The organism is Asticcacaulis excentricus CB 48 (assembly GCF_000175215.2).
Taxonomy (GTDB): Bacteria; Pseudomonadota; Alphaproteobacteria; order Caulobacterales; family Caulobacteraceae; genus Asticcacaulis; species Asticcacaulis excentricus.
In genome coordinates this window covers 1,830,042-1,846,970 of the sequence record NC_014816.1, presented here as the reverse complement: position 1 = coordinate 1,846,970, position 16,929 = coordinate 1,830,042, and the positions used below count along the sequence as shown (strand labels likewise).

Below are 16,929 nucleotides of genomic sequence, written 5' to 3'. Positions count from 1 at the left end.
ATACTATTGTACGACTAAAGTAGGTCGGAAGCTGTAGGGTGTCTGGCCTTTTTGCGTTTGACCGGTAGGGGCGGGCGGGGTTAGCGTTAGCGCTAACAATAACACACAGGGAGTTATCACCATGCGACAACACTGGCTTGCCGGACTGATCGCGCTCAGCCTGCCTATGGCGGCACAGGCGCAGGACAAACCCATTTTGGCTGACGTGTTCCGCGACCATGCCGTTCTTCAGCGTGACCGGCCCGTCCCCGTCTGGGGCGAGGCCAGGCCGGGTGAGACGGTGACGTTAAGCTTCGGCTCCGCCCGCGTGACGGCGGTGACGGACGCGTCCGGGCACTGGCGCACCGAACTGCCCCCCCAGTCAGCCGGCGGCCCTTATGTGCTGACCGCCTCGGCCGGCGCGGTGAGGCACACCGTGTCAGATGTGCTAGTAGGGGATGTCTTTCTCTGTTCTGGTCAGTCGAACATGGAATGGAACCTGAAGGACACTCTCGGCGCGGCGGAGCAGATCGCGACTTCGCAAAACCCGACGATCCGCATGATGACGGTGCAGAAGATGCAGGCCTTCACGCCGCAATCGCACTTTCTCGCCCCGACCGAATGGCAGACGGCCTCGCCCGCCACCACGCCCAACTGGTCAGCCGTGTGCTATAATTTCGCCCGTGATCTGCAAACCCACGTCAATGTGCCCATTGGCCTGATCAATGCCTCCTGGGGTGGGTCTAAAATTCAGCCGTGGATGAGCCGCGCCGCCCTGCAAAAAATTGGCGGTTATCAGGCTGATCTTGATGTGCTCGACACCTATGCCGCCGATCGCAGTCAGGCGGCGCAGGTCTATGGCCAGACCTATATCCGCTGGTGGCAGGCCGCAGGCGGGCCGGGGACACCGTGGGCGGTGACGCCGCAGGCGCTTAGCGGCTGGGCTGCCGTCCCTGATGTCAGCCGCAATTTCGAGGACTGGGGTATCCAGGACCTGAGCGAGTATAACGGGCCACTGTGGTATGCGCTGACGGTCAAACTGACGGCTGAAGAAGCGAAGCAGGGGGCGACGCTCAGCCTGGGGGCAATCGACGATATCGACCTGACCTTTGTGAATGGTGTGGCTGTTGGCTATACCTCGGCCCCGGCCGATGCGCGCCATTACAAGCTGGCCCCCGGAGCCCTGAAGGCGGGTGACAATGTCATCGTCGTGCAAGCCGTTGATCTGTGGGCTAAGGGTGGCATGTTCGGCGACGCCGTGCGCGAGCTGCGGCTGGCTAATGGCACCGCCAAGCCCTTGCAGAGCGGCTGGCGCTACTGGCAGCCGCCGCAAAACGTCCGCTTCCCGCCGACCGCTCCGTGGGATCCGACCGGTGGCCTGATCACCCTGCATCAGGCGATGATCGCCCCTATCGGGCCTTACGCCCTGACCGGGGCGCTGTGGTATCAGGGCGAGTCCAATACCGGCGAAGCGGCGAAATATGAGGCACTGATGGCCGGGCTGATGGCTGACTGGCGGCAGCAGTTCGGGCCGGATACGGCCTTCCTGTTGGTACAACTGGCCAATTTCGGGACCATCCCCACCGCGCCCGTCGAGTCCGGCTGGTCAGGGGTGCGTGAGGCGCAACGCCGTGCCGCATTGAATGACAAGCGCGCCGCCTATGCCGTTACCATCGACATCGGCAATCCGCTCGACATCCACCCGCGCGACAAGCTGACCGTGGGCAAGCGCCTCTCGCGTGCGGCGCAAAGCCTGATCTATAAGGCGCCGCTGTCGCCCTCCGGTGGCGTGCCCGTCGAAGCCACTCGCGCCAACGGGCAGGTCACGGTGCGCTTCGCCCACCTGGACGGTGCGCTGAAAACCAGTGATGGACAGGTCGCGTTACGCTTTGAACTGTGCGGCGAGGGCGTCGGAAGCTGTCAGTACGCCGAGGCGCGCCTTGCCGGCGACGCTCTGGTGCTGAGCGGGCCTTCTGTCACGACCGCGACCCGTGTGCGCTACTGCTGGGGGGACTCGCCGGTGTGCAATCTCACCGACGCCACCCTGCCGGTCAGCCCGTTCGAAATAGCGGTCAAGTAGCAAAGAGGCCTCCGGCGGGCAGGGGCTTAGCCCCTGCACCCGGTTGGTTCGCAACAAAAAAACGCCGGAGGGGTCCCCTCCGGCGTTCGTGTTTCAAAAAGCCATCACCCCCCATCACTGGAGAGTCTCGTACGTTCGTTCCTGTCGCAGAGTGGCTTTGATAGTGTCGATTTCATCCTTCAATTTCAACTTCTTACGCTTAAGTTCCTTGAGATAGAGCGAGTCCGCAGAAGGCGAACGCGATTCGCGGGCGATGGTGTCCTTGAGGACCTGGTGACGGTGATCAAGTTCACGCACTCTCGCTTCGATGCTCATGAGCTATCTCCTTTGCTCGTAAGACTGGGTCGGAAGAGGATACTGCCGACCGGAACCCCATCCCTTTTCCCACATTCTCCGTGGTCGGATCGAGGCCTGAACACGTATAGGAAACACCCAAAGCGCTTTACTGTGTAATCACGATCCATTACATCCGATCACGGATTTGCGAGATTTATATTTAGTAAAAGCTTAATCTTATGAGCCGCTTATTGTGGCTATAAAAGGACGTGCGGCAATGGCGGAAGCTAATCAAAGACTTATTGTGGCCGTATCCGGGGCGTCCGGGGCAGTCTATGGTATCACCGCACTGCGAATGCTTCGTGAGCTTAAGGTCGAAAGCCATCTGGTGGTATCGCGGGCGGCGGCCCTGTCTCTGAACGCCGAAACGGACCTGACGATTGGCGATCTCAACTCTATGGCCGATCAGGTGCATAAGGTCGGTGATATCGGGGCGACCATTGCGTCCGGCTCCTTTCGCACCCTGGGGATGCTGGTCGCCCCGTGCTCGATCAAGACGATGAGTGAAATCACGACCGGCGTCACCTCCAACCTTATCAGCCGGGCCGCCGACGTAGTTCTGAAAGAACGGCGCCGACTGGTGCTGATGGTGCGCGAAAGCCCGCTGCATCTGGGGCATCTGCGCACCATGACCGCCGTGACCGAGATGGGGGCGATTGTCGCGCCACCCGTGCCAGCCTTCTATACACGCCCGCAATCCTTGCAGGAGATGGTGGATCAAAGCGTGGCGCGGGCGCTGGACCTGTTCGGCCTCGATGCCCCGATGACGCGCTGGAACGGACTTAAGGATGAGTGACACCGCCTTCTGGGATTGGGCACTGACGGCCTATGCGGGCGATGGCGTGCCGTCCCTGTGTCTGGAGCTACAGGATATCTACGGACAGAACGTTCCGCTGGTGCTTTTTGCCGTCTGGGCCGGAGTGCGCGGTTTGGCGCTGGACGAAGAGACGGCGGAGGCGGCGGTCGATATATCGCGCGCCTATGCCGATACCGTCGTCGTGCCGTTGCGCTCCATCCGTCAGCGGATGCGCGCTGTCGTCGGCGACATGGACGAGGTCCACCGAGACGCCTTGCGCACACGCGTGAAGGCGCTAGAGGTGGAGGCCGAACGCGCCCAGATGGAAGCTTTGGCGGCATTGGTCGGCGACGGCTCGGCTGATCCGGAAAACACCGCGCGCGACAACCTGCTGACTGTGGCGCGGCTGTGGGCGCGGGTTGTGCCACGAAATCCGCTGTATGCCTTCTGCGATGCCCTTTCGGAGCGCGGTTTTTTGAGGTATAATGCTTAATATAGACAGGCCGTCCGGTGCGTACACAGGAACAGCCTGGCCCTTCAGACTGTACCATTCAGAACGAACCGGAGCTGGTCCACATGCACGATGACAGCAATATCCGCGCTCTTTTCCGTCCCGACTCGCTGCAACTGGTGAAAAACACACCGGTCGAATCGAGCAGCGACCTCGAACGGCGGGTGATCCATCGTGAAGACCTTGATCACAGCAATCTGGAACTTGTGACCGAAGAGGCACTGGAATACCAGAAGGACGACCTCGAACCCGTGTTGCGTGAGACCGATCCTGGCATCGCCTCCCTGCCGTTGGATGCCGAAACGGTGAATCTTCGCACGCAACTGGCGCACCTGCGTCAGGAGCATAAGGATCTCGACGATTCGATTCTGGCTCTGGAAACCATGCCACTGCCGGATCAGATCCTGATTGCCCGTATGAAGCGAAAGAAACTGGCTGTTCGCGACCAGATCAGCACGCTGGAAGACCGCATTCGCCCCGACATTATCGCCTAATTTCTCCTCCCCGTTGCGGCGGAACAGGGAGGAGGATGAAGGCCTAATCCTGATCCCGCTGGCGGCCGCCGACGGCCCCTGCCACTGCGCCGATAAAGGCACCGATCAGCAGCGACAGAAAGCTATACAGCATCACCTTAGCCCACGCCTTGCGCGCCTCATCAGCGGCTTCGAGCGTGGCGTCACGGGCGGCCTTGGCCTGAGCGAGAACCGTATCGACGCGCGCCGAGGCATCCGCTTCGCTGAGATTGGTGCGCGCCGCGATCAGTGAGGCCAGATAGGCCTTGTCCGCCGGCGACGCATCTCCGTGTTCAATACTGTAGCTCAGAATGCGCCCGGTCTCGACGGTCGCATCTGGCAGAGTCTGACCCGCCTGCGCCCCTGCAACGGATGCGGAGGGATTGGCTGAGCCGCGGTACAGCATGTCGGTATAATAGGCCGTTGCCGGATCGGCCTTGTCGCCCGACGCGGCTCCGGCGGCGACGGTGGCCCCGACCTTTACACCGGAGCCTACAACGGCTCCGGCCACACTGGTCAGTACGGCCACGGTAAACAGAGTCGCCACGGCCCAGGCGAGGAAGCCTTGTGCCGTATCGCGGAAGAAGGCTTCATCCTTATCAACGCCGACATAGGTTTTGCGTAGACGCCCCGCCAGATAGCCGCCCAGCGCCGAGGACAGCCACTGCATGACGATCAGCCAGATCGCCGCACCGACGGTCAATTTGGCGGCGGTTTCGCCCATAGATTCCCAAGGCGACACCGAGGACAGCCCAAGCCCTTGCCCCAGCATCAGCAGAATCAGGGACAAGGCCGCAGCGGCGGCCGCCCCTGCCAGTATCGACGGCCAGCAGGCCCCAGAACCGGGGGTGACTTCGTAATAGTCGTCTTCGTAAAGGTTCGGCTGTGGGGATTGAACGGCCGGATCGAGCGTTTTCATGATGCCCTCAATCAACGGAACAGAAGCGCCAAAAGAATGATGACGGGGATCGGCACCCCGAGAAGCCACAGCAGAACGGCACGGCCCATGATCGTATCTCCCTATAATGATCAGCCTCTTCAGCTTGTACCTTTTGCGGTGGGTTTGCCGTGCCTGAAAGTTGGCCGTTTGTAATTTCACCGTAAAGGGAATTCGCGTTTCCAACTTGCCGGGCGCGCTTTGGACCGCTACCAGCACTATCGGAGGTGCCCATGCTGAACCGTGTCGAAGGCAGCGTATTCATCACCACGCTCAAGGTGCGCGATTCCGAATGCGACGCGCAGGGCGTGGTCAATAACGCCAACTATCTGGTCTATATGGAATATGCCCGGCACGAATTCCTGGAGCATCAGGGCGTCAAGTTCGCGGATTTAATCCCGCAGAACATCTTCCTGATGACCTCGCATATGGAGATCGCCTTCGTGAACTCGCTCACCGGCGGGCAGGTGTTCGAGGTGCGCTCAACGGTTCGGCGCGAACGCGCCAAGATCATCTTCGATCAAGAGGTGGTGCGCGTCGCCGATCAGGCCGTGTGTATCCGCGCGCGCGTCGACGTCATTTGCAAAATCGACGGCCGCCTCACGCGCGGGGACTGGTTTGACGCCTATATGCCGGTTTAAAGGAGCGGGTTATGCGAATTGTGTCTCAGGGATCGGATCGTGGCGGCATCTATAATGAGGACGCGCTGGGGGCATCGGGTGACGCCGTGTGGCTGCTGGATGGGGCTACGTCGTTGGGGCCATCGCGCATGGCGGGGACTAGCGATGCCGCGTGGTTTGCGCACTTCGTTTCTGACTGGCTGGTCCACACGACCGGTAGCGTGCACGAGCGCCTGAGCGCGGCCATCGAGGCAGCGAGGGCTGATTACGAGGCTCTGGGCTCGCTGCCAGAGGCCCCGTGGGCCATGCCATCGGCGGGTGCCGCGCTGATGCGACGCGACGGGGAAATGCTGGAAGTTGGCCTACTGGGTGACGTTAAGGTGTGGCTGATCGCTCCGGACGGCGCGGTAACGGCCCTGCTGGGCGGTGAGGTGTTGGAAGCGCTCGATGCCGCCGCGCTGGAGCGATTGGTTGCCATCCGCGCCGAACAAGGACCGATCGGACTAAAAGCGGCACGGACCCAGCTTGATCCGCTGTTGCGCGATAACCGCTCGAAAATGAATACGCCGGGCGGCTATTGGGTGTTGAGCCTCGATACGGCCTCCCTAGCGGGGATGCAGGTCACGCGCGTACCGGTGGCAGACGTTCACTCTGTGCTGATGGCCACGGATGGCTTTTACGACCTGTGGGGTGCGTATGGCGCGCCCTTTCCCGAGGTGCTGGAGCGGCTTAATGCCGGGCAGGGGGACGCACTGATCCGGGGCTTGCGTGACATCGAACGCGCCGATCCGGAAGGGCTCCGCTACCCGCGTTTCAAGCCGCATGACGACGCCAGTTGGGTGTTGTCGGAAATATAAAGGAACGATGCGGTTCTCAGCCGACGGCCAATACGTGCCCTTTTTCGGTCGATTTTTGCCCTATCAATCGAAGAGCGTGGCGGAAATGGGTGGATTCGTGAACAGAAAGGTTTTCGATGACGCGTTTAAAATCCGGGGCCCTGCTCGTGGCGATCCCCCTTATGCTGTCCATGACGGCCTGTGCCAGCCACAAGTACGTCGATGACAAGATTACGGCGACCAATGGCCGCATTGACCAGCAGGAGACCCGTCTCACGCAACTCGATCAGACGACGCAAGAGGCCCTGACCCGCGCCACGGCGGCCGGCAAACTGGCAGAAGGCAAGTTCAACTACTCCGTTGTGTTGAGCGACGACTCTATCAAGTTTGATACCGATAAGGCGGTGCTCTCCGAAGCGGGTAAGCAGGTGCTCGCCGACCTAGCCGAGCGGCTTAAGCGCGACAACAAGAACGTCTATCTGGAAATTCAGGGTTTTACAGACTCCACCGGGACAGATGACATCAATTACCGTCTTGGAAATGCTCGCGCCGATAGCGTCAAGCGCTTCCTGAACAGCCAGGGCGTGGCGCTCAATCGCATGGCCTCTATCTCCTACGGGGCGGAACAGCCCATTGCACCGAATTCCACAGCGCAAGGCCGTGCGGCCAACCGCCGGGTTGTGATTGTGGTTCTGTCATGAACAAAACGCCCGGCTGAGCGATCAGCCGGGCGTTTCGTCTTTCGTCACCTAAAAGCCGATCACGCGGCCTTGCGGAGGGTCTCGTCCGACTGACCGCCGATCCAAACGCCGCGAACCGTAAGGTCGGTATCGAGCCACACAAGGTCCGCACGCGCCCCGACCGCCACATGACCGAAGGTCTTGGGCAGCTTCATGAAGCGCGCGGGGGCTTCAGATGCCATCATCGATGCCGTTTCCAGCGACAAGTCCAGCATCCGGACGCTGTTGCGCACTGCGGTAGCCATATCGAGATCAGACCCAGCCAATGTGCCGTCCGGCCCGACGCAAACACCGTTTTCGACGCGGATATCCTTGCCCATCAGGTTAAAGTGTTTGGTGGCAGAGCCCACCGTCGGCATCGCATCCGTGACGAGCATGAAACGGTCGTGCGGGCGGCTTTTAAGGGCGATCTTCAGGGCCACCGGATCGACGTGTGCGCCATCGACGATGATCCCGGCATAGATATCATCGCTTTCGAGCACGGCACCGACGACGCCCGGTGCGCGATGCGACAACGGCGACATAGCGTTAAAGAGGTGCGTGACGCCGCTAATTCCCGCCTCAAAGCCGCGCCGGGCTTCGGCATAGGTGGCGTCCGTATGACCGGCGGCGATAATCACGCCCGCCTCGGCCAGAGACCGGATGTCCTCTGGGGCGGCCAGTTCGGGGGCGAGCGTCAGCAGCACCTTGCCGGCTTTAAGCGAGGACAAGAGCTGCACGGCCTCGGCATCGAGACGGCGGAATTTGCTCTCGTCGTGGGTGCCTTTGCGCTTTACATTGAGGAAGGGCCCTTCGATATGGATGCCCAGCACGCCGGGTACGCCTTGGGCGATGGCGGCTTCGGTGGCGCGCAGGGCCTTGTCGACCACGCTCAGATCGTCCGAAATCAGGGTGGTGAAGAAGCCCGTGGTGCCATAGGTGCGATGCGCCGCCCCAATGGCTGCAATAGCTTCGGCGGTGGGGCTGTCGTTGAACAGTACACCGCCCCCACCATTGACCTGTGTGTCGATAAAGCCCGGCAGCAGATAGCCGCCTTCGAGATCAAGCCCGCCGGTTTCGGCCCCGATGGCGGTGATATGGTCACCGTCGATGGTCAGGGAGCCTTCGACGACGCCGACCGGCGTAACAAGGCGGGCATTGGAAAGGGTAAAACTCACGAAACAACCTCACTAGTAACCGGGCTCAGGCCATTGCCTGCGCCCTTTGCCATCAACAGCGCGCCTTCGATGGCGTCCTGCTCGGGCGTAGCCAGAAGCGGCCGGGTCCATGGCGCCAGCCACGGCGTCAACACGCCCGCCATGCCACCGACAAGACAGACCTGCGCGGCCCCCAGTTCGTTAAGGCGGCGTATATAACGGCCGAGATCACGGGCGGCCTGCTCGATCAGAGCAACGGCCACGGCATCACCGTCTTGCGCATGCGACAGGATCAGCGGGGCCAGAGTGCCGTAGTCCTTGGGGCGCGCCGTCGTCGCCCAGGCCACGATCTGCGACGGCTGATCGTTGAAGTGTGCCATCACGGCGTCGGTAAAGGCGCTGCGCGGCGCTAGGCCATCATAGGCGTGCAGGGCGACGCGCGTTGCTTCGCGGCCCAGAACGGCGGCCGAGCCATCGTCGGAGACTTCAAAGCCCCAACCGCCCACCGCATGGCCCTTGCCTTTTACCCAGGCATAGCCAGCCGAGCCGGTGCCGGTGATCAGAATGGCCCCGTCGCGGCCCGAAAACGCCCCCAGCACGGCGGCGTGGGCGTCGGTTCCGGCCGACGCGAAGGCGAAGCGCGGCCCGGCGGCAATCGTTCGGGCGGCGTCTTCGGCGGTGGTGATGCCGGCCAGGCCGAGCCCGATCGCGGTGCGAGCAAAGGCCTCGCGCGTAAGTCCGGCCTGCGCCAGCGCCTGATCCGTGGCTTCGAGGACGTGGCCCCAGATGAGGTCGAGCCCTAGACGGATATTGGCCGATCCGCTCGTCCCTTCGCCCAGAAGGTGGCCTTCGGCGTCACGCAGACGCGCACGGCAATTTGAGCCGCCACCATCTATGCCGAGAAAGTACTGCGTCATTACCGGTTTCCTTAGCCCTTGGACGCCACGCGGCTGCCGAACAGTGCGAAAAACAGAATATAGAGATAGGCCGGCGCCATCACCGCAACGAAGGCCGTCTGGAACGGTATGATCTCCGCCAGACCGACATAGAGGCGCGGCAGGATAGCTCCGCCACAGATGCCCATGATCATGAGGGCCGAGCCGATCTCGGTATGGCGACCAAGGCCACGGATGCCCAATGGGAAGATGGCCGGCCACATCATGGCATTGGCAAAGCCCAGAGCGGCGACGAAACCGACCGAGACATAGTCCTTGGTCAGGAAGGCCCCCAGAGTGAATAGCACGCCCAGAATGGCCGAGAAGGCGAGGTATTTTTCCTGCGAGACAAAACGCGGAATGACGATCCAGCCAACAATATAACCGACCAGCATCCCGGCGAGGGTCAGCGAGGTGAACAGTACCGTGCGGTCGAGCGGCAAACCAAAGGCCGCACCGTAGGTGCCAATGGCGTCACCGGCCATGACCTCAACGCCGACATAGAGAAAGATGCACAGGACGCCGAAGAACAGGTTGGGGTGAGCGAACAGGCCTTTGCTGCCTTTTTGCGAAGGGGTTTCAGCCTTCGACTCGCCCTTCAGTTCGGGCAAGGGCGACTTCAGCACGAAGAAAGCCAGCGCCACCAGGAGGGCCGCCATGCCCATATAGGGCCAAAGAACCTTTTGCGCGAAGCCGGTGAGCAACAGTTCGCGGGCGGCGGGATCGGTCGTGGCCTCAAGCTTCGCCCCGAACTCGGTAATGCCGCTCATCACCAGAGCGCCGAAGACGAAGGGGGCGGCTATGCCGGCCAGCTTGTTAAAAATGCCCATGACGGCGATGCGCTGCGCCGCCGATTCAATGGGCCCAACAATGGAGATATAGGGGTTGGCAGCCGTTTGAAGCAGAGCGAGACCCGCGCCGATGGTGAACAGGCCTGTCATGGCCCCGACATAGATGCGATGGGTGGCAAACTGCCCGAACATGGCGGCGCCAACGGCCATGACCAAAAGCCCTAGTGCCATTCCCTTCTTCATCCCCGTTACCCGCAGGATGAAAGCTGACGGTAAGGCCAGCACAAAATAGGACATGTAGAACACCATCAGCACCATGAAGGAGCCGACATCATCAAGGTCGAAGGCGAACTTGACGAAGGTGATAAGCGGCCCGTTCAGCCAGGTCACAAAACCGAAGATGAAGAACATCAGGCCAATCAGGCCCATTGTGACGACAAGGCTGGGAGCTTTTTCCGGGGGAGACGCATTCATGATCTATAGGACCTATTCTGCATTTTGGTATTGTTCAGATAGGAAGGCAAAATCGCAATTCTGTCTATAGAAAACTTGGTTTCAATTGTTTGGGCGTGATTTCCACCCCCGGAATGGTCGCCTCGGACGGTAAAATTGGATATGAATTGGGCTAAGGAGCGGATTTAAACCTTTAGGATCCAGCCCTTCCGACGCAGATATTCGACCGGCAGCCAGACGCAGAGAATGAATAGGGCGACCGGAAACAGGGCTGCCATGGCCTCGCCGACCGTGGCGCGGCTCAGGAAATAGGTTTGGGTCAGCAGGTCCCAACCGAGAAGCGGGTTCATCAGAAAATGCAGCACATAGGCAGCAATGGCGTTGAGTCCAAAGGCGCTGGCGAAGGTTATCGGCAAGGTGAGGGGGCCGCGTAATGGGGTATCGCGATTATCAAGACACGCATGAAGCGGTGCCAGAGCAAGCAGGGTGATCCCCGTCGTAACCAGCACAAAGGATGAGGACCAGATGTCCTTGATGATCGGAAACACGAAGCCCCAGCCAGCGCCAAGAATCAGCAGAACCACGCCCGCTCCGGCGAGGGTCAGGGCGCTGCGCCTGCAGTTCTGCATCAGGAACTCGCCCGCCGCCATTCCCAGCAAAGCCTGCGCGAGGGCGGGCAGGGTGCCAAGCAGGCCTTCGGGGTCGTAGCCCTCCGGCCCCTTGACGTAATTATGGCCACCCGCGCCGAACATCAGACGATCGACCGAGGCGATGAAATTGTGGCCACGCTCCCAGATATCCCCCGGCAGGCCATCAAGCGCCGGAAGCAGGCTCAAAGGCCAGTAGAGCAGCAGGATGACCGCAGCAATCCCCAATCGCGTCTTCGAGCCGAACCAAAGGAACAGTACCGCGGCCGCGCCATAAACGAGGCCAATGCGTTGAAGCACACCCCAGAAGCGCCAGGGCTCGCCATCGAAATGCGCCAGCCAGCCGAGGTTCGACAGGAGCCAGCCGATGAGAAAAAGCCTCAGAACGCGCCCCCCGATCTTGCGAGCCTGAGCGACATCAAGGCCCGTCGTCATCTTCGCTCGATTTAGGGCCATAGGGATGGACAGGCCGACCATGGTCAGGAAGGCGGGAAAGACCACATCAGCTATCTTCAGGCCTTCCCAGTGGGCGTGCAGGAGCAACGGAAAAACCTTGGCCTGAAGGCCGTAATACATGCCTGCCGTGGCATTGACGAGGATCATTCCAATGACCGTCAGGCCGCGCAGGACATCTAGAGAGGGCAGGCGTTGCGTCGCGGTCTTCGGTTCACTCACTGGCTGTCTCCCCGCCTGATTATTGAGGGTGACGATGCCCGATTACGCGCAAAAGTCAAAACGCATGTTTCGCTTAAAGATCGTTTAGTTCGGCGACCACATCATAGGCGTCGCCGCGGTAATAGCTCTGGGTGAATTCAGCGGCGCGCCCGTCGGCCAGAAAGCCGCGCCGTTCGATAAACAGGCCTGGCTCACCGGCTGTGACATGCAACTGTTCGGCCTGATCGCGCGAAAAGGAGATAGCGCGCAGGCGCTGAAGCGCACGCACTGGACGGTGGCCGGAGGTTTCCAGCGCCGCATAAAGCGAATCGCCGACCGCTTCGATTGAGGGCAGGCAGTAGCCCGGGATGGTCGAATATTCGAGCGCCATGGTCGAATCGTCGGCATAACGGATGCGGTGAAAGCGATAGACGAGTGAACCGGGCGACAGACCCAGAGATAGGGCCTCTTCGGGAGTGACCGCCCCTTCCGCCTTGCTGACCCAGACGCTGTGCGGTTTGCGGCCGCGCGAAATCATGTCTTCGGAAAAGGAGGACAGTTTGGAAAAGCTTTTTTCGACGCGGGCGGCGACAAAGGTGCCGGCCCCGCGGCGGCGCGACAGAAGTCCTTCGGTGACCAGCCCGTCAATGGCCTTGCGCACGGTAATGCGTGAAACGTCAAAGGCCTCGGCCAGATCACGTTCGGGCGGGATGGCGTCATCGGCGACAAAGACGCGCGCGCGGATCGCTTCGCGCAACACCTTTTGGAGTTGCAGATAGAGCGGGGCTGGATCGTTTTTTTCGAGGCGACCGACAGAGTCTATAATGGACATGGAGTTTAAGTCTCTCTCGCGACCTCAGCCGCTCTTAATCAAGCCGCAGGTGTCGGCGACTCAGACCCCGTATAATAGTGACCGGGTGGCGTCAAAGTCAAAGCCACAACCGGGGCAGGGTCTTGGTATCTCCCTATATCTCCAGGGTCTCAGCGCTGACCTACGGCCAAAACCGCAGGCGGCGCTTCGCTGAGGCAGTAGGCTTGCGGCCGTCCGATCAGATAGCCCTGTACGGCATCGGCCCCCATGTCGCGCAGCAGGTCCATCTGCTCCTGGGTTTCTACGCCTTCGGCGATGACCGGTATGTTGATAGCGTGCGCCATACCGATAACGGCGCGCACAATCGCTTCGGCCGGTATGCCGTGTTTATGCATCTTGCGGTCCGGCGAAGGAGTCAGACCCTCCACAAAGCTGCGGTCGATCTTGATGAGGTCAAATGGGAAGGTCTGAAGGTAGGAAAGCGAGGAATAGCCGGTGCCGAAATCGTCCATGGCGATACGCACGCCCATGCCCTTAAGCTGACGCAGCACATGAAGGGCACGGTCAGTATTCTCGATCAGCACGCCTTCGGTGACCTCCAGTTCCAGACGTTGCGGCCGGAAGCCCGTACGTACCAGTTCTTGCTGCACATAACGGGTCAGATCGCCCTCGCAGATTTGTAGCGGCGACAGATTGACCGCAAGGTTTAGATGAGCAGGCCAAGTGGCGGCGGTTTCCAGAGCGCGCGACAAAATCCATTGCCCCAGAGCGGTTATCAGGCCGGCTTCTTCGGCTACGGGAATAAAATCGCACGGCGGGATCGCACCCAGTTCCGGGTGCGTCCAGCGCACGAGAGCCTCATAGCCGATGAAACGATTGAGGTTCAGGCAGAACTGCGGCTGATAGACGAGCGACAAGCCTCGCTGACCGTGGGCCAGCGCGTCGCGCAGATCAGCCTCAAGGCGACGACGGCGGCGCAGGGCCTCGGCCATGGTGGCATCGAAGGCTCGCCAGCAGCCACGGCCATCCGTTTTGGCTTTATACAGCGCCATATCGGCATGGCGCGTTAGGCGATCAAGCGTCGGGCCTTCGTCCGGATAGAGGGCAAAACCAAGACTGGCTCCAACATCGGGGGCCTGAGGGCCAAATTGCGCGTGCATCTCCGCCTGAAGGGCTTTAACCAGCGCCTCGGCCTTGGCTTCGGCCTGAGCGCGCTGGGTCACTCCCACCTGAAGAAAGACGAACTCGTCGCCCCCCAGTCGCGCCAGCACGTCGTCGGGGCTCGCCAAATCGCGCAGGGTTTCGGCAACAGTGATCAGCACCTCGTCGCCGACCATGTGCCCCATGGTATCATTGACCTCCTTGAAGCGGTCAAGGTCGATCAGATGGAGGGCCAGTTGCGTCTTCTGACGTGTGGCACGCGCAGCTTCCTCAGCCAGACGTGTCTGGTAGAAGCCGCGATTGGGCAGGCCTGTCAGGGAGTCATGATGGGCCAGATACTGGATACGCGCCTGAAAAGCATCCTTTTCGAAAGCCAGGGTGCATAACTGTGTGCAGATATCGACGATGCTCTGCACGAAAGTATTGAGGACGAAAGGGCGGGTCGAATAGAAGGCGAACGTGCCGATGACCTTGCCCGCTTTGTCCTTGAAGGGTGTAGACCAGCAAGCAGTGTATCCCAGCGGCACGGCCAATGCCTGATACGGCGCCCACAGCGGATCGGTGCGCATGTCATTGACCATGACGGGCTCACCCCGCCATGCGGCGGTGCCGCACGAGCCGACGACGGGGCCAATGGCAAGGCCTCCGATGGCCGCATTGTACCAGTCGGGCAAACCGGGCGCTGCAAGCGCGTTCAGTTTGCCATCCGCCACTCGCAGGACGGACATAGTGACGTCCTGCACCATATGCTCGACCTCAAGGCAGAGCCGCGACATTGTTTCGGGCAAGGGCTGGTCTTGCATCATGGCATCAAAGACCAGCCTTTGCAGCGTTTCGTTCAGTTTGGCGTAGGTGATGTCACTGACGATCGCAATTACGCGGCGGCGATGGGCGTCGTCGGCCATGATGGTGGCGCTGAAAGACACCCACATGGGGTGACCGTGGCGATTATGAACTAACAGTTCGCCACTGCGCTGACCGTTGCGGTGGACCTCGGTCAATATGTCTTCGAGTTGCTCGCAGGAATCCGAATGCCGTTGGCATAGATCCCCCAACGTTTTTCCTATCAGCTCCGAGGCGCTGAAGCCAAGAAGGTTGCGAAACGCCGCGTTGACATACAGAAACCGGCCGCTGGTGTCGGTGATCACCATAGCGGTGTCTATGGCATCCACGGCCTTACCCTTGAGCTGCATAAGCTCAGTGGCGTCGCCTTCCAAATAGCGGGAAGGCATAGAGGCGAACGGGGTGGACGAACCGGTCATGTGCAAAAATACGTACCGCTGGATTGCGGAAGTAACCATGATATTTCATGCGCATGAACATTCCGGTAAGCGACAGGGTTAACCGGAGCTTACCCGTTGGGGTGCAGGCCCGGCGCTTCCTGACCGGTGCGTGCCACATATTCCGTGTAGCCGCCGCCATATTCATGCACGCCGTCGTGCGTCAGTTCCAGTACGCGGTTGGACAGGGCGGCAAGGAAGTGACGGTCGTGTGAGACGAACAGCATGGTCCCTTCGAAATCGGCCAGCGCCGCAACCAGCATTTCCTTTGTCACCATGTCGAGGTGGTTGGTCGGTTCGTCCAGCACTAGAAGGTTGGGCGGATCGAACAACATCCGCGCCATGACCAGCCGTGCCTTCTCCCCGCCCGAAAGCACACGGCAGGGCTTTTCAACATCGTCGCCAGAGAAGCCGAAGCATCCTGCCAGGGTGCGTAGGGCGCCCTGAGGGGCCTGAGGGAATGCGCCTTCCAGAGATTCGAAAATCGTCTCTTCGCCGTCGAGCAGGTCCATCGAATGCTGGGCGAAATAACCCATCTTGACACTCGCCCCGATGCTGACTGTGCCTTTGTCGGGGGTGGTATCCCCGGCCACTAGCTTGAGCAGGGTGGACTTGCCCGCGCCATTGGCCCCCAACACGCACCAACGTTCCTTGCGGCGCACCTTGAAGTCCAGCCCGCTATAGATGGTGTGGTCGCCGTAGCTTTTGTGCACGTCGCGCAGGTTCAACACGTCGTCGCCTGACCGCGGGGGGCTGCGGAATTCGAACTGTACCGACTGACGGCGACGTGGCGCTTCGACGCGCTCGATCTTGTCGAGCTTCTTGACGCGGCTCTGGACCTGTGCGGCATGGCTGGCGCGCGCTTTGAAGCGTTCGATAAACTTGATTTCCTTGGCCAGCATGGCCTGCTGACGCTCATACTGCGCCTGCCTTTGCGCCTCGGTCAGGGCGCGTTGCTGGTCATAAAAGTCAAGATCGCCAGAATAGGTGATCAGCGAACCGGCATCGATTTCAATGACCTTGCCGATGATGCGGTTCATGAAGGCGCGGTCGTGCGAGGTCATCAGCAGCGCGCCGTCGTAGTTTTTGAGGAAGGCTTCCAGCCAGATCAGGCTTTCGAGGTCGAGGTGGTTCGAGGGTTCGTCGAGCAGCATGCCATCGGGCCGCATCAGCAGGATGCGTGCGAGCGCCACGCGCATCTTCCAGCCTCCGGAGAGCAGGCCTACATCACCGTCCATACGCTCCTGACTGAAGCTCAAACCTGCCAGCACTTCGCGCGCCCGGGCCTCCAGCGCATAGCCGTCCAGCTCCTCAAAGCGCGCCTGCACCTCGCCATAACGCTCGATAACCGCATCGAAGTTGTCGGCCTGATTCGGGTCAGCCATGGTGGCCTCAAGCTCGGCCATTTCGGCAGCCAGCGCGCTCACCGGGCCGACGCCATCCATAACAGCGGCCACGGCACTCTGGCCTGACATTTCGCCGACATCCTGACTGAAATAGCCAATGGTCATGCCGGCATCGATCGACACCTGACCGTCATCGGGTGGTTCCTGACCGGTGATCATGCGAAACAGGGTCGTCTTGCCCGCGCCGTTCGGCCCGACCAGCCCAACCTTCTCGCCTTTCTGTACGCCCATAGAGGCGTCAATGAACAGGATCTGGTGGCCGTTTTGCTTGCTGATATTGTCGAGGCGGATCATAAGGGACTTACATG

General features: G+C 60.8%; 16 protein-coding genes. 7 read left to right on the top strand and 9 right to left on the bottom strand.

Annotated elements, in window-relative coordinates; translation table 11 throughout:
* Nucleotides 1–121 precede the first annotated feature (121 nt).
* Complete coding sequence (locus ASTEX_RS08485) at nucleotides 122–2,059, top strand: sialate O-acetylesterase (RefSeq protein ID WP_013479203.1); 1,938 nt, start codon at nucleotides 122–124, stop codon at nucleotides 2,057–2,059.
* Between the two features lie 114 nt (nucleotides 2,060–2,173).
* Here the strand turns inward: ASTEX_RS08485 and ASTEX_RS08480 are convergent, their stop codons facing one another.
* Nucleotides 2,174–2,374, bottom strand: a complete 201-nt coding sequence (locus ASTEX_RS08480; protein WP_013479202.1) for a DUF465 domain-containing protein — start codon at nucleotides 2,372–2,374, stop codon at nucleotides 2,174–2,176.
* Nucleotides 2,375–2,612: 238 nt separating this feature from the next.
* Between ASTEX_RS08480 and ASTEX_RS08475 the strand changes: the two genes are divergently transcribed.
* The 3 genes from ASTEX_RS08475 (at nucleotide 2,613) to ASTEX_RS19895 (ending at nucleotide 4,196) form a co-directional block, all read left to right on the top strand.
* Entirely contained in the window at nucleotides 2,613–3,191 is a 579-nt protein-coding gene (locus ASTEX_RS08475) for a UbiX family flavin prenyltransferase (protein WP_013479201.1), read from the top strand.
* Nucleotides 3,184–3,684, top strand: a complete 501-nt coding sequence (locus ASTEX_RS08470; protein ID WP_013479200.1) for a TIGR02444 family protein — start codon at nucleotides 3,184–3,186, stop codon at nucleotides 3,682–3,684. The genes ASTEX_RS08475 and ASTEX_RS08470 overlap by 8 nt, the downstream gene beginning before the upstream one ends.
* 83 nt (nucleotides 3,685–3,767) lie before the next feature.
* On the top strand, nucleotides 3,768–4,196 hold the full coding sequence (locus ASTEX_RS19895) for a YdcH family protein (protein WP_013479199.1): 429 nt from the start codon (nucleotides 3,768–3,770) through the stop codon (nucleotides 4,194–4,196).
* Between the two features lie 43 nt (nucleotides 4,197–4,239).
* On the opposite strand, the gene ASTEX_RS08460 is transcribed toward ASTEX_RS19895, so the two are convergent.
* On the bottom strand, nucleotides 4,240–5,133 hold the full coding sequence (locus tag ASTEX_RS08460; RefSeq protein ID WP_013479198.1) for a hypothetical protein: 894 nt from the start codon (nucleotides 5,131–5,133) through the stop codon (nucleotides 4,240–4,242).
* Nucleotides 5,134–5,384: 251 nt separating this feature from the next.
* On the opposite strand from ASTEX_RS08460, the gene ASTEX_RS08455 reads away from it, so the two are divergent.
* From ASTEX_RS08455 to ASTEX_RS08445, 3 genes are all read left to right on the top strand, one after another.
* The gene (locus ASTEX_RS08455) at nucleotides 5,385–5,792 is read left to right on the top strand and encodes an acyl-CoA thioesterase (RefSeq protein WP_013479197.1); all 408 of its coding nucleotides are present in this window, start codon (nucleotides 5,385–5,387) and stop codon (nucleotides 5,790–5,792) included.
* Between the two features lie 11 nt (nucleotides 5,793–5,803).
* On the top strand, nucleotides 5,804–6,628 hold the full coding sequence (locus tag ASTEX_RS08450; protein ID WP_013479196.1) for a protein phosphatase 2C domain-containing protein: 825 nt from the start codon (nucleotides 5,804–5,806) through the stop codon (nucleotides 6,626–6,628).
* A 116-nt stretch (nucleotides 6,629–6,744) separates the two neighbouring features.
* Nucleotides 6,745–7,308, top strand: coding sequence for an OmpA family protein (locus ASTEX_RS08445; protein WP_013479195.1), 564 nt, complete (start codon nucleotides 6,745–6,747; stop codon nucleotides 7,306–7,308).
* A 59-nt stretch (nucleotides 7,309–7,367) separates the two neighbouring features.
* Here ASTEX_RS08445 and nagA read toward each other — a convergent pair whose 3' ends face one another.
* From nagA to ASTEX_RS08410, 7 genes are all read right to left on the bottom strand, one after another.
* Nucleotides 7,368–8,504: an N-acetylglucosamine-6-phosphate deacetylase gene (gene nagA, locus ASTEX_RS08440; protein WP_013479194.1), complete on the bottom strand. Its 1,137-nt coding sequence runs from the start codon at nucleotides 8,502–8,504 to the stop codon at nucleotides 7,368–7,370.
* The gene (locus ASTEX_RS08435; RefSeq protein ID WP_013479193.1) at nucleotides 8,501–9,400 is read right to left on the bottom strand and encodes a glucosamine kinase nucleotide-binding domain-containing protein; all 900 of its coding nucleotides are present in this window, start codon (nucleotides 9,398–9,400) and stop codon (nucleotides 8,501–8,503) included. The genes nagA and ASTEX_RS08435 overlap by 4 nt, the downstream gene beginning before the upstream one ends.
* An 11-nt stretch (nucleotides 9,401–9,411) precedes the next feature.
* Nucleotides 9,412–10,683: a sugar MFS transporter gene (locus tag ASTEX_RS08430; protein ID WP_013479192.1), complete on the bottom strand. Its 1,272-nt coding sequence runs from the start codon at nucleotides 10,681–10,683 to the stop codon at nucleotides 9,412–9,414.
* Nucleotides 10,684–10,847: 164 nt separating this feature from the next.
* Nucleotides 10,848–11,984: an acyltransferase family protein gene (locus tag ASTEX_RS08425; RefSeq protein ID WP_013479191.1), complete on the bottom strand. Its 1,137-nt coding sequence runs from the start codon at nucleotides 11,982–11,984 to the stop codon at nucleotides 10,848–10,850.
* A gap of 73 nt (nucleotides 11,985–12,057) precedes the next feature.
* Nucleotides 12,058–12,795 (bottom strand): GntR family transcriptional regulator, encoded by a 738-nt coding sequence (locus ASTEX_RS08420; RefSeq protein ID WP_013479190.1) that lies wholly within the window; start codon nucleotides 12,793–12,795, stop codon nucleotides 12,058–12,060.
* A gap of 149 nt (nucleotides 12,796–12,944) precedes the next feature.
* The gene (locus ASTEX_RS08415) at nucleotides 12,945–15,197 is read right to left on the bottom strand and encodes a sensor domain-containing protein (protein WP_049781642.1); all 2,253 of its coding nucleotides are present in this window, start codon (nucleotides 15,195–15,197) and stop codon (nucleotides 12,945–12,947) included.
* Nucleotides 15,198–15,286: 89 nt separating this feature from the next.
* Nucleotides 15,287–16,915, bottom strand: coding sequence for an ABC-F family ATP-binding cassette domain-containing protein (locus ASTEX_RS08410; protein WP_013479188.1), 1,629 nt, complete (start codon nucleotides 16,913–16,915; stop codon nucleotides 15,287–15,289).
* Nucleotides 16,916–16,929 lie beyond the last annotated feature (14 nt).

Bases quoted from the DNA above. Each gene is read 5' to 3' on its own strand.
- ASTEX_RS08485 (WP_013479203.1), top strand. From the start codon at position 122: ATGCGACAACACTGGCTTGCCGGACTGATCGCGCTCAGCCTGCCTATG.
- ASTEX_RS08480 (WP_013479202.1), bottom strand. From the start codon at position 2,374: ATGAGCATCGAAGCGAGAGTGCGTGAACTTGATCACCGTCACCAGGTC.
- ASTEX_RS08475 (WP_013479201.1), top strand. From the start codon at position 2,613: ATGGCGGAAGCTAATCAAAGACTTATTGTGGCCGTATCCGGGGCGTCC.
- ASTEX_RS08470 (WP_013479200.1), top strand. From the start codon at position 3,184: ATGAGTGACACCGCCTTCTGGGATTGGGCACTGACGGCCTATGCGGGC.
- ASTEX_RS19895 (WP_013479199.1), top strand. From the start codon at position 3,768: ATGCACGATGACAGCAATATCCGCGCTCTTTTCCGTCCCGACTCGCTG.
- ASTEX_RS08460 (WP_013479198.1), bottom strand. From the start codon at position 5,133: ATGAAAACGCTCGATCCGGCCGTTCAATCCCCACAGCCGAACCTTTAC.
- ASTEX_RS08455 (WP_013479197.1), top strand. From the start codon at position 5,385: ATGCTGAACCGTGTCGAAGGCAGCGTATTCATCACCACGCTCAAGGTG.
- ASTEX_RS08450 (WP_013479196.1), top strand. From the start codon at position 5,804: ATGCGAATTGTGTCTCAGGGATCGGATCGTGGCGGCATCTATAATGAG.
- ASTEX_RS08445 (WP_013479195.1), top strand. From the start codon at position 6,745: ATGACGCGTTTAAAATCCGGGGCCCTGCTCGTGGCGATCCCCCTTATG.
- ASTEX_RS08435 (WP_013479193.1), bottom strand. From the start codon at position 9,400: ATGACGCAGTACTTTCTCGGCATAGATGGTGGCGGCTCAAATTGCCGT.
- ASTEX_RS08430 (WP_013479192.1), bottom strand. From the start codon at position 10,683: ATGAATGCGTCTCCCCCGGAAAAAGCTCCCAGCCTTGTCGTCACAATG.
- ASTEX_RS08420 (WP_013479190.1), bottom strand. From the start codon at position 12,795: ATGTCCATTATAGACTCTGTCGGTCGCCTCGAAAAAAACGATCCAGCC.
- ASTEX_RS08415 (WP_049781642.1), bottom strand. From the start codon at position 15,197: ATGACCGGTTCGTCCACCCCGTTCGCCTCTATGCCTTCCCGCTATTTG.
- ASTEX_RS08410 (WP_013479188.1), bottom strand. From the start codon at position 16,915: ATGATCCGCCTCGACAATATCAGCAAGCAAAACGGCCACCAGATCCTG.